General features: G+C 71.3%; 16 protein-coding genes. 7 read left to right on the top strand and 9 right to left on the bottom strand.

Annotated features, from left to right (window positions below; all coding sequences use genetic code 11):
• Positions 1-92: 92 nt before the first annotated feature.
• The 5 genes from E4099_RS20290 to E4099_RS20270 form a co-directional block, all read right to left on the bottom strand.
• Entirely contained in the window at positions 93-875 is a 783-nt protein-coding gene (locus E4099_RS20290; RefSeq protein WP_135340515.1) for a DUF4232 domain-containing protein, read from the bottom strand.
• Between the two features lie 183 nt (positions 876-1,058).
• Positions 1,059-1,742, bottom strand: coding sequence for a hypothetical protein (locus tag E4099_RS20285; protein ID WP_135340514.1), 684 nt, complete (start codon positions 1,740-1,742; stop codon positions 1,059-1,061).
• A 308-nt stretch (positions 1,743-2,050) separates the two neighbouring features.
• Positions 2,051-2,716, bottom strand: a complete 666-nt coding sequence (locus tag E4099_RS20280) for a nitroreductase (protein ID WP_135340513.1) — start codon at positions 2,714-2,716, stop codon at positions 2,051-2,053.
• 256 nt (positions 2,717-2,972) lie between these two features.
• Positions 2,973-3,335 (bottom strand): antibiotic biosynthesis monooxygenase family protein, encoded by a 363-nt coding sequence (locus tag E4099_RS20275; RefSeq protein WP_135340512.1) that lies wholly within the window; start codon positions 3,333-3,335, stop codon positions 2,973-2,975.
• Between the two features lie 186 nt (positions 3,336-3,521).
• On the bottom strand, positions 3,522-4,721 hold the full coding sequence (locus tag E4099_RS20270; protein WP_245245031.1) for a TerD family protein: 1,200 nt from the start codon (positions 4,719-4,721) through the stop codon (positions 3,522-3,524).
• Positions 4,722-4,940: 219 nt separating this feature from the next.
• Here E4099_RS20270 and E4099_RS20265 point away from each other — a divergent pair, with 219 nt between their 5' ends.
• The 7 genes from E4099_RS20265 to E4099_RS20235 all read left to right on the top strand — a co-directional run bounded on the left by E4099_RS20265 (position 4,941) and on the right by E4099_RS20235 (position 9,215).
• A complete protein-coding gene (locus tag E4099_RS20265; RefSeq protein ID WP_135340517.1) occupies positions 4,941-5,219 on the top strand; it encodes a hypothetical protein in 279 nt (92 codons plus the stop codon).
• On the top strand, positions 5,176-5,721 hold the full coding sequence (locus E4099_RS20260) for a DUF6879 family protein (protein WP_135340510.1): 546 nt from the start codon (positions 5,176-5,178) through the stop codon (positions 5,719-5,721). The genes E4099_RS20265 and E4099_RS20260 overlap by 44 nt, the downstream gene beginning before the upstream one ends.
• A gap of 31 nt (positions 5,722-5,752) precedes the next feature.
• Positions 5,753-6,595 carry a DUF5753 domain-containing protein gene (locus E4099_RS20255; RefSeq protein ID WP_135340509.1) on the top strand — a complete coding sequence of 281 codons (843 nt, stop codon included), beginning with the start codon at positions 5,753-5,755 and terminating at the stop codon, positions 6,593-6,595.
• Between the two features lie 187 nt (positions 6,596-6,782).
• Positions 6,783-7,181: a hypothetical protein gene (locus E4099_RS20250; RefSeq protein WP_135340508.1), complete on the top strand. Its 399-nt coding sequence runs from the start codon at positions 6,783-6,785 to the stop codon at positions 7,179-7,181.
• Positions 7,178-7,876, top strand: a complete 699-nt coding sequence (locus tag E4099_RS20245; RefSeq protein ID WP_135340507.1) for a DUF6875 domain-containing protein — start codon at positions 7,178-7,180, stop codon at positions 7,874-7,876. Before E4099_RS20250 ends, E4099_RS20245 begins: the two co-directional genes overlap by 4 nt.
• Positions 7,792-8,682, top strand: coding sequence for a protein kinase domain-containing protein (locus E4099_RS20240; protein ID WP_135340506.1), 891 nt, complete (start codon positions 7,792-7,794; stop codon positions 8,680-8,682). Before E4099_RS20245 ends, E4099_RS20240 begins: the two co-directional genes overlap by 85 nt.
• Entirely contained in the window at positions 8,676-9,215 is a 540-nt protein-coding gene (locus E4099_RS20235) for a GNAT family N-acetyltransferase (protein ID WP_135340505.1), read from the top strand. The genes E4099_RS20240 and E4099_RS20235 overlap by 7 nt, the downstream gene beginning before the upstream one ends.
• 83 nt (positions 9,216-9,298) lie before the next feature.
• On the opposite strand, the gene E4099_RS20230 is transcribed toward E4099_RS20235, so the two are convergent.
• From E4099_RS20230 to E4099_RS20215, 4 genes are all read right to left on the bottom strand, one after another.
• Entirely contained in the window at positions 9,299-10,255 is a 957-nt protein-coding gene (locus E4099_RS20230; RefSeq protein WP_135340504.1) for a DUF5996 family protein, read from the bottom strand.
• Positions 10,256-10,512: 257 nt separating this feature from the next.
• Complete coding sequence (locus E4099_RS20225; RefSeq protein ID WP_135340503.1) at positions 10,513-10,917, bottom strand: ACT domain-containing protein; 405 nt, start codon at positions 10,915-10,917, stop codon at positions 10,513-10,515.
• A complete protein-coding gene (locus E4099_RS20220) occupies positions 10,914-11,372 on the bottom strand; it encodes an OsmC family protein (protein WP_135340502.1) in 459 nt (152 codons plus the stop codon). The genes E4099_RS20225 and E4099_RS20220 overlap by 4 nt, the downstream gene beginning before the upstream one ends.
• Before the next feature lie 81 nt (positions 11,373-11,453).
• The gene (locus E4099_RS20215) at positions 11,454-12,032 is read right to left on the bottom strand and encodes a Uma2 family endonuclease (protein ID WP_135340516.1); all 579 of its coding nucleotides are present in this window, start codon (positions 12,030-12,032) and stop codon (positions 11,454-11,456) included.
• Positions 12,033-12,212: the final 180 nt, after the last annotated feature.

The following is a 12,212-nucleotide window of genomic DNA, read 5'->3' as shown; positions in this document are numbered from 1 at the left end:
GCGCGACCCCGCCACGGTGTGTGGCGGGGTCGCGCCGCTGCCATGCGCTGGGCCTGCGCCCTACGCCCCCTGCCGGACCCGGTGGAAACCGGTCAGAGGTCCATGATGAAGCGCAGGAGGAATCCCTCCGCGGGCCCCCAGGCGGTGACGCGGGCGCCATCGTCCATCGGCAGCGCCTCCTCGCCGGGCAGGTCGACATTGACCGTCGGGCTCATACCGCTGCCGGGCTGAGCACCCTGGAGGCGGACGGGGATGTTCTTCACGTCCATCGTGTCCATGCCGCCGCCGGACAGGAGCAGAGCGGCGTACCCGTCCTTCCCCGGCTCAAGGGTGAGGAACTTCTCGCCCCCGTCGCTGTCCTTGATCATGCTGATCGCCTGCCGGGCACCGTTGAAGTGGATGTCCGGGTAGCTGTAGAGGTTGCACTTCTTGCTGCCGGTGTTGGTGACGGTGATGAGGATGTGCCTGACGTCCTCGGAGGGCTCGTCCTTGCTCTCGGTACCGAAGGAGAGATCCTTGGTCTCACAGGCGGCGATGGCACTGCTGCCGGCGCTGCCACCACTGTCGCCGCCGCCGTTGGCCTTGCTGCCGTCGTCGGTGCCGCTTCCGCTCCCGGTGTCGCTGCCGGTGTCGCTGCCGCTGTTGGCGCCGCTTCCGCCGCTACCACCGTCGGTGCCGTCCGAGCCGCCGGCCGGCTTGGACGGGGCCGTCCCCCCGGACTGGGCCGGGCTGGAGGCGCTCGCCTTGTCCGAGGACTTGGTGTCGTCCGAGCCGCTCGGGTCGCAGGCCGTGGCCGTCAGAATCGCGGCCACCGCCGCGGCTCCGAGGGCGTAGGTCTTCAGGCCCCTGGGGCTCTTGCGCGCAGACGTGTTCATGGTGTTCCCCCGTGGTCAGCGGTACATCGCACTCTTGTATGACACATCGAGGGTGCCCTGCGCACCGCCGACAACTCGCGTGCCACGCCACGCTGTTACCAATCGAAGACAGGGAGGAAACGGTTCCGTCGGACGGTCTCGAACACGGCGGGGCCAGGCGGGGCAGGGTCGGCCGCGTCCGGTTCAGGCCGGCCGCAGGTCCTGGGTGACCACGCGGACCAGGTCGCTCTCGGAGACGCCGTCCTTGGAGGTGAACACCAGCGCCGGGTGGTGCGGATCGGCGGGCTTGTCCAGGGTGATGACCGCGAACGCCTCGTCGTAGTAACGGCACTTCTGGGTGCACTGGGTGTACTTCTGGGTGAAGACGCGCGCCGGGCCGAGCGCGGTGCGTACCGTGCGGGCGGTCTTGTCCACTTCGGCCGGGATGTCGGCGGTGGTGCGGTAGTGCGGGTGCTGCCCGTTGATCGGCGTCCGGTTCACCTGCTCGTCCACCTCGCAGCCGGTGGAGAGTGAGGACCAGCTGTAGAAGGCGGAGCCCGCGCGGTCTCCGTCGTCGGGGTCCACCACCCACTGCGCCCGGTCGTTCTCGCACTCCTTGGATGCCTGCTCGCCCGCCGGCGTCCGATAACCCGAGTAGCCCTCGCCCAGGGTGAACCGCTTGGGGAGCGCGAGTCGGAAGGCGGGGATCCCCTTGCCGCCGGCCCGGTGGACGGCCCCGGGGTCGGCGGCGCGGTCCCAGCCCGCGCCGAACGGCGAGGCCGGGTCGCCGGACCGGGTGGGCTCGGCCGAACCGGTGGGCTTGGGCGGATCGGCCTGGTCGCCCCCGTCGCAGCCGGTCAGTGCGGTCAGGGAGACCCCGACGGCCACGAGGTAGACCGGCCACCTCCGGGTGACCGTCCGCCCGCGCGTCCCCTGGCCTGTCGCTCGCATCCGCTCTGCCCCCGTCGTTCGCCCCACGCCACCCGCCCGGTGACCGTCCGCGAGTCTGGGACGCGAGGGTGCGGTGGCCGGTTCCCAACGGTGGCCGACCCCGCACACCGTCGCCGGCCCGGCCCGTACGCCATCGCCGGCCCGCCCCTTGTAGTAAGCCTTGGCCAGGGTGACGCACCGCCGGCCGGCAGGTGAGGGGTGTGTCCGGGCCGCGGCCACGGCTGCCGGTCAGCGGGGTCCGGCGGTCACACCCCGATGAAGCGCACGGTCTCCCCCATGTCCGCCCGTCCGGTACGCAGTGGCGGCACGCCTTCCCTCTCGTACCCCACCGAGACACCGCAGAACAGCACGAGCCCGTCATCCGCTCCGACGATCCGGCTGACGGTGCCGCGGTACATCGTCCACATCACCTGGGGGCAGCTGTGCAGGCCCTCCGCCCGCAGCAGCAGCATGACCGTCTGCAGGAACATCCCCGCGTCCCCCCACTGCCCGGGCCCCATCGCCCGGTCCAGGTAGCAGAACAGGACGACCGGCGCCCCGAAGGCCCCCGAGTTCAAGGCTGCGATCTTCCTGGGCCTGTCGGGGTCCTCGCGCTCGATGCCCAGCGCCTGGTACCGCTGGGCGGCCGCGGCGGCGAAGCGGTCCTGGTACGGGGAGGCCAGTTCGGCCGGGTACATCGGGTACTCCCGCTCGTCGCCGGGGTCTCCCGCCAGCGCCCGGGCCGTCGCGCGCCGCTTCAGTTCGGCCAGCGGCTCGCCGCTGACGACGTACACCCGCCACGGCTGGAGGTTGCCACTCGACGGCGCCCGCCCCGCCGCGGCCAGCACGCGCTCGAGTATCTCCTTGGGCACCGGCTCACCGCTGAACGCCCGCACGGCTCGGCGGCTGTCCACGGCCTCGTACACGTCCATGCCATCTCGTCCTCTCACTCGACGACCGTGTCGGCCGAGGCCGCGGCTCCCGTCACCGGCGCAGCGGCGGGACGGGACCGCGCCCACCTCGCGGGCCTGCTCACGCTCGACACCGTCGACGTCGGTACCGCCTCCTCCAGGCCGACCTCTGATCCGCGGATACGGACCTTGGTCGCGGACCCCGCGGAAGCGGCGGCGCGGGCCTCGCCACCAGTGAGGCCGCGCGGGCTGCCGGACCAGGAGGTGATGTCGGTCGTCAGCCTGCTGTCGCCCGTGTGAACCCGTGGCTCCGCTCCACCTTCGCCACGTGCAGCGTGTAGCTCTGGTACCACTCGGCTCGCCCGCACTTCTGCGCCGCGCGGTGCTCGGCGTCGCTCCGCCACTCCGCGAGGGCGTCGGCGTCGCGGAAGTACCCGACGGTGATGCCCAACCCGCCGGGGGTCTGCGCGTGGTCCATCCCCAGGAACCCGGGGACGTCCTTGACCAGCTCTTCCATGCGTGCGTTGGTCTCGCTGTAGCCGCCCTGTTCCGGGGTTCGCACCGTACTGAAGACAGCTACGTAGTAGGGAGGTTCAAAGGCCGGGACGGGCGCGGCGGGCACTCCCGAGTGATCGCTCATGGCGCCACCGTAAGGCGGGACGCGCCCGATGATCCAGCGTTCTTCCTGGACGGGACCATGAGGGGTCGGGCTCTGGGCCGAGGCCGTCCTCGCTCTCCGCCGGCTCCCGGAGACAGCGAGGAGGCCACCCGCTCACGGAGCGACGCGGGGCGCGCGGACCCCGGACGAACGTCGCCTGGTGCGGCCCTAGGAATCCAGCTCCTTGGCGGTGAGCCTCCAGGTTCCGGCGGCGTAGTAGCGCACCACCACCGGACCGTCGGGGATCGGCACCGTCCGTCGCAGCGAACCCGAGTCGGAGAGCAGGAAGCGGTTGTCGGTCGGCAGGCTGTCGTGGCCTTCCACCTCGAAGGTGTGCAGGCTGACATAGCCGCCGTCGACGTTCCGATCGCCTCTGAAGTCCACCCGCAGGTCGACCCCCGGGCCGGTGTGGAGCAGCGCCTCGGGGCCGTAGCCGTACAGCGTCCCCTGGAGCCGGCGCGCGGCGGCGACCGGCTTGACCCGCAGCTGCCACCGGTTGGTCGCGGTGATCCGGAACCGCAGCGGCCGCCCCATCGGGGCCTGGGTGACCCTGCTGCCCCGGAAGTCGGGCAGCGGGGAGGCGAAGAGGAACTCCTCGTCCTTGTTGTGCCGGTCGAGCGGGTAGAGGGAGACGTACCCCTCGCCCTCATGGGCCAGCTCGACGAGCACGGGCCCGGGGGGCACCGAGGCGTCGACGGTGATCACGTCATGGCCGTGCCCCGCCGCGGTGAACGGCTCGAAGACCGGGCCGAAGTCCCAGCCCTCGACAAGCTGGTACGGCCGCTCGGTGGGCGGGTAGAGGCCCGGCACGTAGGCGCCCTCCGGGGGCGGCTCCTGCCCCGGCACCTTCACCACCCCGGTCAGCGGCACCGGCAGGGACCCGCCCCGCACCGGCGCGGCGTCCGCGACCTCGATCCCGTACTCCTCGACCAGTCCGGCGAACCCGGCGCCGTATCCCTGCCCGAGCGCCTGGAACTTCCAGCCGCCCGCCTCCCGGAAGAACTCCCCGAGGGCGACGGCGGGCACCTCCACCGGCTCCGCCATCGTGTACGAGAGGACGGCCGCCCCGTCCGGTGCGAACGCCCCCAGCGCGGGGACCGCCTCGAAGGCACCGTGCCCGGAGGAGCAGGCGACCACGATCCGCCCCACCTCCGACTCGACCCCGGCAAGATCGATCTCCAGCCCCGAGGGGCCGAGCCGGACCGCCCTCGACGGATGCTCGGGCTGGCGGTGGAAGACCAGGTCCGCGTCGCCCCGGACCCGCCCGGAGGAGGCGAGCAGCAGCGCCGCCGTCTCCCCGCCCGCCACGTCGACCCGCAGCGCCACCGTCGGCATCCAGTGCCCGGTGACCTCAGCTATGTGCTCCATGCCGCACATCATGCGGCATGCAGCGCCCGGTCGACCGTCGGCGTCGGTGCGCGAGGGCGGGATTCGCGCAGGCGCTGCCGGCCCATGCCCCACCCCGCGTCGCTCGGACACGACTCCTCCGCGTGTGCTCGCACGGCCCGCGCACTTGACCGTCGACATCGGTGCGCGAGACCGTCGTTCCGCGCAATCACTCTCAACCGCTTGGCAGGGGAGGCCGCCGTGGAGTTACGGTTCGTCGGAATCGACCCGAACACCGGAGGGGAGGGGTCGCCCTCGGTGTGGGTGGAAGAGGAGTCCGCGGATCTGGTCGTGCAGGGCGAGGAAGCCGACGAACTCCTCCAGACCCTGGTCCGCGAGACCGAGTGGGTGGCCGGCCACACGACGGGGATCCCCGCCCACGAGAGGGTGATCCGCATCCCGGCCCGGATGGTGCCAATCCTCAGGGAGGCATGCGATGCCGCTGAACGCGCAGCAGCTGAACACCGCGACGTTCGCTGAACTCCTGGCCGCCACCGAGCGCACGGCCGTCCATCTGGAGATGCGCGACCTCTACTCGGTGGGCGACGAAGCCGACGACTACGCCGCCTTCCTGAGCACCGGAGTGCCCAACCTGGACCCGACGCGCTCGTTCTGGCCGCAGTGGACACCCCTGGTCCAAGAGGCGGTCGGTCGCGGAGTGGTGATGCGCCGGGCGAGGATCGTCTCCGAGCCGGTCACCGACTACATCCGCTATGAGCACGCCATCACCCCGCTCAACCTCCAGGCCGGTGAACAGGTCCGCTGGCTGCCCCGCCGCCACGCCTCCGACATCCCGTTGCCCGGTAACGACTTCTGGCTCCTGGACGACCGGCTCGTACAGTTCAACCACTTCACCGGCACCGGCGACTGGGCCGACAACGGCAAGGAGCGCACCACCGACCCGACCGTGGCCGCCCTGTGTGCGACCGCGTTCGAGAAGGTGTGGGAGCGCGCCGTCCCGCACGACAAGTACACCCTCTGACCCGCCCGTCACAGGACACGCACTCCACCTCATGCCCGTCTCCCCCTCGTCCAGCGCCCAGGCCGCCCGCGAAGCCCTTGCGGTGCGCCTGGGCCACCTGATGAAGGACGCCGGCATCAATGGGCGCGAGCTGTCCCGCCGGTGCCGCTGGGACAAGGCCAAGACCTCCCGGATCCTGGGTGCCAAGGCAGCTCCCTCCGACGCCGACATCCGGGCCTGGTGCAGGGCCTGCGAGGCTGACGACCAGGCCGATGACCTGGTGGCGACCGCCCGCGCGGTGGAGTCGCTGTACATGGAATGGCGCCGCCAGCACCGCGCCGGTATGCGCAGGGCACAAGAGGACGTCCTCGCCCGCAACGCCACCGCCCGCGTCTGCCGGGCCTACGTGTCCAACGTCATCCCGGGCTTCTTCCAGACCGCCGACTACGCGACCGCCCTGATGCGCTCCATCACCGACTTCCAGGGCACCCCGGACGACATCCCCGAAGCCGTCGCCGCCCGCCTGGCCCGTTCCCGCTTCCTCTACGAGGGCGACCACCGCTTCGTCGTCCTCATCGAGGAGTGGGTTCTGCGTACCCGGATCGGAACGACGACCACGATGGCCGGCCAACTGCGTCACCTGCTCACCGTGATGCCCTTGCCGTCGGTCTCCCTCGGCATCATCCCCGCAGGCGCCCGGCGCACAGTGTGGCCGCTGGAGGCGTTCTACCTCTACGACGACCGTCACGTCGTCGTGGAGACCCTCACCGCCGGGATCAACATCCGTCAGCCGCGCGAACTCGCCGACTACGCCAGGGCATTCCAGGCACTGGCTCGGATGGCGGTCCACGGGGACGCCGCCCGCGAACTCATCCACGCCGCGGCCCTGGAGTAATCCGCGCAACCATCCGCAACACCGTTGAGAATCCGCCCGCGCCGTCCGTAGCGTCGACTCACCGACGAGCCGCCGAGGGCACTCCCGCCAGGGCGTTGTGAGCTGCCGCACGCCCGGCGAGTTCAGGGACGCCTGGGAACAAGGTCTCCCGGTCCCGGTACCACCCTGCGATCGAGAGGGGTACGACATGAGCACCGCAACATCCGAATTGCGCAGGTTCCTCGTCATCGCCGGCCGGCGCCTCAGGAACGGTCAGTCCGCCGCGGAGATGTTCTCCCCGGCCGTGGACGCCGTCTGGCACCAGATGCTCGGCACTCCCCAGTACCAGGCTCTCTGCCGGGAGACCGCGGGCCGGCCGATCGGTCATGCCGCCAACAAGGGTCAAGGCCCCATCTCCTGGGTGACCGCCTACGAGGAGGCATACGGCCCGCTGCCGGAGATCTGGTTCACTGACGCCGAGGGCAGACTGGACCACGAGGCCATCGCCCGCTACCGCGCCACCGGGACCGTGGTCGCCGAGTGGGACTGCTCGCCGATCGGCGGCGGAGGCGATGACGACCTCGTACCGGAGACCGACCGCAGGTGACCGCGGCCCGCACCACGGTGGCGTCCCGGTCCACCGCCGGGGCGCTGCGCCTGGTCGAGCGCAGTACGCCGCTGCCGACGAGCGTGGAAATCAGTGCGTACGTAGAGCAGATGACCGCCTTCTGCCCCTACCTGAAGCCTTCCCTGCACCGGGGCCTGACCGCGTGGAGCGTCTACCGGGCCACCGGGGATGCCGAGGCGGTGGAGGCGGAGCTGTTCTTCGCGGGTGTCCAGGCCGCCGAGTGGCTCCGGCCGCTGCTGAACCGGCCGCACGGCGGCCTGCGGTGCGAGAACATCGTCCTCTTGGGTGACGTCCCCGGCGCCCGGCACCGTGGTCTGCTGGCGTGGCCGCACTGGGCCCTCAAGGTCATCTACGCCCCGGTCGGAGTCATGGTCGGCAAGTTCCACGCGGATGAAGTCGAACTCGCCCGCTCGGGAGAGCGGATCCCGGCGGCCCCGGTCTCGTTCCTCCCTGTGCGGGCCGCCGTGCGCCGACGCGATCCGCGCTTCCTGACCGCGACCCCGGACCTGGGCGCCTCGCTCGCCGCGGCGAGCGACGACGGCCGCGACCTGTTCGCGCACATCCCCGCCCAATGGAAGGAGATCCGGACATGGTCCAGGCGGTTCCTGCCCCCGGCCAAGCCCTCGACCTCCTCGCCGACCGGCTCGGCGAACCCCTCACCACCCGGCTCCTGAGCGACCGGCGTGGCACGCGTGCCTGGAAGGTCTGCGGGCCCCGCGGCGCCGTCGCTCTGAAGGCGAACAACCCGGACCAGGACACGGCTGGGAGCAAGGCGGCCGAAATGGCGCAGGAGGACGACCACCTGATCCGCCTCACCGCGGCCGGCGCGCTCGGTCCCGGCTACCGCGTCGATGCCGGAGTCTGGCAGGACGGTCGGTGGCTCGCGGTCCGCTGGATCGACGGCGCCCTGTTGTGGCGTGCGCTCGCCCTGGCGCGCGGGCCGGAAGGCGACCGGCGCTCCGTCCGCCCCTGGCTCCGGGGGATCGCCCGTACGTGGGCCGAGCACCTGGCCCGTATGCACGGCGAAGGGTGGGCACACGCCGACGTCCAGCCCACCAACACCCTCATCACCGGCGACGGCCGCGCCGAGGTCATCGACTACGCCCTCGCCTGCGGCCCCGACCCCGCCCCCGAGGGACGGCTGCCGTATCGGGGAGCCTTGACCCACACCACCGCGCCCGAGATCGCCGACGCCATCCTTTCCACCCCCGGCGACACGCACATCCAGGCCCAGCCGGCGGCCGACGTCTGGAGCTTGGGCGCATCGCTGTTCTGGGCCTGGACCGGCTGTCACCCCGTCCCCTACGCGGACAGCGCCGACCGCAGGGAGAAGCTGATCGTCATCGCCAAGGGCACCACCAGGAATCTGTGCGACCTCCGGCCATGGCTGTTTCCCGAGTTTGAGAAAGCCATCACCGCCTGCCTGGCCCCCGACCCGGCCGACCGCCCCACGGCCGAGGAACTGACCGAAGCATGGTGACCTTGCGCGCGCTGACTCTCGACGACGCCCCGGCCCTCACCCGGATCTACAGCGGTGCCTCGATCCGCTTCACCACGGGCAAGACCCTCACCCCTGACCAGGCCGAGGTGAAGATCCGCACCGCCCTCGCCGGGGCTTCAGAGGATCCCCGGTCGCAGTGGAGCTGGGGCATCCTCGCCGAAGGCGAGATGATCGGCCTGATCGCCGTACGGCGACGGGCACCCGGCATGGGCACCGTCAGCTACATCCTGCGCGACGGCACCTGGGGCAACGGCTACGCCACCGAAGCCCTCCACCAGGTCGTCGCCTTCGCGTTCACCACCACGGGCCTGGCCCGCCTGGAAGCCAGGCACCACCCCGGCAACCCGGCCTCCGGCCGTGTCCTGGCCAAAGCCGGCTTCACCCGCACCGGCACCTGCGACCGGCGCGTCGAAGACGGAACGTTCGTACCGTACGAGACGTACGCGATGCGGCACGACAGCACGAGCGCCGGCAAGCCGGCCAGAACGTTCCCGGGCCCCACGGCAGTGTGATTCCGCGGTCGGCGGTCCCCGCACCCAGCTCGGGTACGCCTTCGGCTTCCCCCATCGGCCACCTGCTGGGCGCCCCCGCGGGGTCAGCCGTGCATGTGTTGGAGGGTCGAGGCCGGGGTCCGGCTCGCGCGCCAGCCGTCCACGCGTGGTCCGACGAGGTCGGACGGCCAGTCGGCCGTGTCGATCGCGGCCTGGTAGACCGCGTCGCCGAACATCACGATCGCCTGGTGCGGGTCCTCGGTCCGCCGCAGGACGTCCCAGGGCAGCAGCACCAGGCCGGCGTCCGCCTCCCAGGTGGCGCCGTCCACTCCCCAGGACCGGCCCTCCAGACCGTCCGGCTGCGGCCAGATGTAGGCGTACATGCCGATGCTCGGCCTGTCGGGCACGTTCTTGAACGAGAAGCCCACCGAGACGTACGCGTTGAGCTGCGCGTTCTGCATGAACGTCGGCGCGTCCTTCGGCGGGGTGGTGGGCTGCGCCCGGTGCCGGGTGGCGGACAGGTCGAACCCGCCCCACATCACACCCACCCGCGGGCGATGACCCAGGAAGGGCGCCTGCCAGGCCTCCAGCCCGCTGGAGGCCATGTTCATGGCCTGCCACATCAGGCGGGCCGCGTGCGGGTCCCAGGTCCGTTCGGCCCGATCGTCTTCGAAGGTGGCCGGGGAGTCCGGGATCTCGCAGATCAGCGAGGTGCGCGGGCGGGGCATGCCGAGTTCGACCGCGGCGTCGCAGAACGCCTGGTAGAACGCGGCGACCGAGCCCCCGGTCAACGGGAGTCTCCGTTCGTCCTTGTCCGTCTCGATCACGACGTCGCCGTCGAGGAGGCGGTAGTGCACGGTGAAGGTCACGTCCGGGTGGCGGAACACCGGTGTACCGAGTCCGCGGGGCGTGACCTCCAGGACGACGTTGCCCCAGCCCGCCTCGAAGGGATAGTCCAGGGTGTATTTGCCCGCGACCTGGGAGATGCGGTTCACGTAGTCGACCATGGGCGCCAACTCCGCGTGGTCGAGCTCCGGCCACGCGTCGAGACGTTCGCTCACGGGGAGCCTCCCCAGCGTGTCAGTAGAGGTCGCCGGTAGCCGTCGGCCGGGAGGGTCAGGGCCGGTGCGCACACGTCACCGCGCCGTGCCGGGCCGGCCTCCGGCACCGAAGTGCGGTCCGCGTCCATCGTCCCACGTGGGGCGGCGTGGCGCGCGTTCGCGGACAGGCGGCACCGGACCGCCCGCGAAGCCCGCGCGCCGCGCCCGCACCACCTGACGCGGGCGCTGGGATCGACGGGCGTCTCCGGACCCCTCCGTCAGCGGTTCTCCCAGCGCCCGACGACGTCGCGGCACGCTTTCACGTGCTCCTCCGCCACGATCAGGACGAGATTGCCGGTGTGATCGCTGTACTGGACCAGCACGTTCACTCCCGCGTCGCCCAGCAGCCGTGCCAGCGCGCCGAGTTGTCCGGGTGTCTCCTGGTCCAGCCGGGTCATGACGACATCCCGGACGGCGGCGGTGCCAAGGGCGGCCTCGGTGGCGGCCCGGAGCGCGATCGAGCCGTTGTCGACCAGATAGTGCGCGATGGCCCGGCCGTCATGGGTGAATACGCCGCCGCCCTCCAGGCTCACCCCCGCGCGGCCGAGGGCCTGGCCGAGGTCGGCCAGCGCGCCGGGCCGGTCGGGGAGATGGACCTCAAGGTCCTGGAGGTGGGCGGTCATGCGATCACCACCGTGGTGGTCACGTCCACGGGCACCGACAGCGAGTTGGCGATGTAGCACTCACGGTGAGCCTGTTCGGCCAGCTTCCGCACCTCGGCCTCGTCGGTCCCGGCGGCGACCTTGACGGTGACGGCCAGGTGGATCGCGCCGAGGCGGGCGGGCTGGGCCCTCAGGTCGAGATGACTGCTCGCCTCGTCGTCGTAGGCCAGCACGTCGATGCCGGCGCGGGCGGCGGCGCCCAGGAAGGACAGCATCTGGCAGGAGGAGGCGGCCATGACGACGAGCTGTTCCGGGTTGAGCCGCTCAGGGCTGCCCCGGAAGGCCGGGTCCGCGCTCAACGCCACTTCCGCGGCGGCGGGCGGTGCGATGGCGACGTGGTCGCGCGAGTAGGAGCGGATCCCGGCAGCCGTGGAGCCGTCCCAATGCAGGTGGGTGGCGTAAGCGTGCGAACTCATGGTGCGACGGTAGGTCCGGGACCCTTCGGCGGTTGCCGAAGCGTCGCCCTCCTACCGTCGTGGCACCGCACCCGCCACGTACTAGCCCGCGTAGTCGCGCAGCTTCTCGGTGCCGAGCGTGAAGCCGACGGGGGCTGGGATCTCGATCGTCTCGCCGAAGGGCTGTTTCACCGCCCTGCGGTACGTGCCACCCTCGGGCCGGCTGTGGACAGTGATCGAGCTGTCCTCGCGGTCGATGAGGAGGTAGACGGGGATGCCGGCCGCCGCGTATCCGTCACGCTTGTCCACACGGTCGCGCTGGTCAGTGTCCCAGTCGTGCGAGGTGACCTCCACAGTCATCAGCACGCCATCGGGATCGGCCCAATCTCCCTCTTTCACGAAGTGATCAATGGGCACGAGACAACCGTCCGGACGGGCACGCCCCTTCCGGTACGTCTCGACCTTCAGCCCCTTCTCCGGCCAGAGGTCCAGTTCAGGACGATGCTGCAAGCACTGCCTGGTCAACCACATCATGATCGCCCCGTGGACACCGTCCGGCACTGGCTTGACCTCTAGCCTTCCCTTGATGAATTCGAGCGTCACGGTCTCCGGCGCCGTACGCGCCAGCTGCTCGAACTCCTGGACGAGCATCTGCGGCCGGTCATCGGTCATAGGGGTCATGGCGTCGCCTCCTCCCCTCCATCGTGCCCTCAGATCAGGGGGCGCGTCCTGCAAGGTCATGCGGGATTCCTTTCGAGAGGCCGGAAGGCGGCGCGGAGCTGTTGGACTCGGGCGTGGACGTCGGCGGGGTCGGGCCTGGTGTGTTCGGGGGCCGGGGATACGCCTCGGCAGGGGCGGCAG

This window comes from Streptomyces palmae, from assembly GCF_004684805.1.
Taxonomy (GTDB): Bacteria; Actinomycetota; Actinomycetes; order Streptomycetales; family Streptomycetaceae; genus Streptomyces; species Streptomyces palmae.
Note: the sequence above shows the minus strand (reverse complement) of the source record. Positions and strands in the feature narration are given on the sequence as shown.